The sequence below is a fragment of the Mesorhizobium sp. M5C.F.Ca.IN.020.32.2.1 genome (assembly GCF_004023105.1).
GTDB classification, from domain to species: domain Bacteria; phylum Pseudomonadota; class Alphaproteobacteria; order Rhizobiales; family Rhizobiaceae; genus Mesorhizobium; species Mesorhizobium wenxiniae.
Genome location: NZ_RZSX01001112.1, coordinates 1 through 1,733, shown reverse-complemented (window position 1 = coordinate 1,733; position 1,733 = coordinate 1). Strand labels below are relative to the sequence as shown.

Annotated in this window: 1 protein-coding gene; it reads right to left on the bottom strand. The window is 63.8% G+C overall.

Annotated elements, in window-relative coordinates; all coding sequences use genetic code 11:
• Positions 1–165 precede the first annotated feature (165 nt).
• On the bottom strand, positions 166–1,344 hold the full coding sequence (locus tag EOA86_RS33400) for an FAD-dependent oxidoreductase (protein WP_128345446.1): 1,179 nt from the start codon (positions 1,342–1,344) through the stop codon (positions 166–168).
• Between the last annotated feature and the right edge of the window lie 389 nt (positions 1,345–1,733).

Below are 1,733 nucleotides of genomic sequence, written 5' to 3'. Positions count from 1 at the left end.
ATAGGCGTCGATCTTGTCGAGCACGTCGCGCGTCTGCTGCGTGGTGTCGCCCGACGGATCGTCGGCCGTCATGCCGGCCAGATAGACAATACCATTGTGGCTGAGCACGCGGCAGAAGCGTGGTCCGTTCTCGAAGCGTTCGATCGTCATGCGGTCATCCCTTGCTCACGGTGCTTTTTCCTCTGGCGCGAATGTCGTCCTGATCCGGCCAGGCGCAAGATCGCCCGCCTCGATGCCTTGACGCAACAGCTCATCCGGCAAGCGTCCGGTACGGATCAGATCCCGACATGCCCGGGCCAGCGCCGGCGATGTCTTGATGCCGTAGCCGCCCTGGCCCGCCAGCCAGAAAAAACCCTCGGCCTTGTCGTCGAAGCCCACCACCGGCGAGGCGTCGCGCACAAAGCTGCGCAGCCCCGCCCATTGATGTTCTATCCGGCGCACGTCGATCGTCGTCGCCCGCTGCAGCCGATCGACCCCTACGGCGACGTCGAAATCGTCGGGATAGGCGTCCATCGGCCCGCTCGCTGTCGCATCCGCCGGCGAGACGAAAATCCGGCCGGCGTCCGGCTTGAAGTAGAATTCCTCGCCGACATCGTTGACCAGCGGCCAGCCGGCAATGGAGACATCATCCGGTGCCGCGACATGGAAGGCGGTGCGTCGCTTCGGCACCAGGCCGATCGGCGCAATTTTGGCCAAAGCGGCGATCCTGTCGGCCCAGGCGCCGGCCGCATTGACGAGGATCGGCGCGGCGAACAGTCCCTGGCTCGTCTGCAGGATCCAGCGATCCTTGTGCCGCTCGATCGCGTCGACGCCTGCATTGGTGACGATTAGGCCGCCACGCTTGCGCGCATTGCGCAGGAAACCCTGGTGGAGTTCGTTGACGTCGATCTCGCGACAGCCTGGTTCGACGATCGCACCGGCGACATAATCGGCTCGCAGCACCGGCACGCGCGCCAACGCCTGTTCGGGGCTGACGCGATGGATCGACGGCACGAGCTGGCGGGCCCTTTCGAGTTCCTCTTCAAGCCGGCCGAGCTGATCCTGGCGCGCGATGGTCAGCATCCCACGCGGAAGCATCAAGGGATGATCGCAAAAGCCCTCGGGCGGCGCTTCGAGAAAAGACCGGCTGGCGATCGCCAGCCGTCGGATGATGGCGTTGCCGTAATTCTCCGTAAAACTCGCGGCCGACCGGCCGGTGGAATGGTAACCGCAATGGCTTTCCCGCTCGAGCAGGATGACCGACGAGACGGCCGCCAGTTCATAGGCCGCACTCGCTCCGGCAATACCGCCGCCGATGATCGCGATCTCGGCTTCTTGTATCGAGGCGCCGTCGGGAGACTTCATCGCTAGTTCCTCTGCACAGTGATTTTGACAGGTTGGGCCGATCGGCAGCGACCGTCGACAATTCCTCTCAGCCAATTTCAGTGGCAAATCGCAAACCTCTAGGATTGGCTGAAACATCCCTCCCTTCGTCATCCCAGGGCGGAGCAAGGAGCGAAGCGACGCGGCGCAGACCCTGGGATCCATGCCGTTCCCTCAGCCGAAGAATGCAGCGGCTCCGGATAAATGCTGACCTGTAGCGATCCTTCGCGCCCCCCTCTGTCCTGCCGCGATCAAAGGTTCTCCACCGCAGCAGCGCTCCGAGGAAAGGCATGATCCCAGGGTCTGCGCCGCGTCGCTGCGCTCCTTGCTCCGCCCTGGGATGACGAAGGTGTGGTGGCTTATGGCTAATC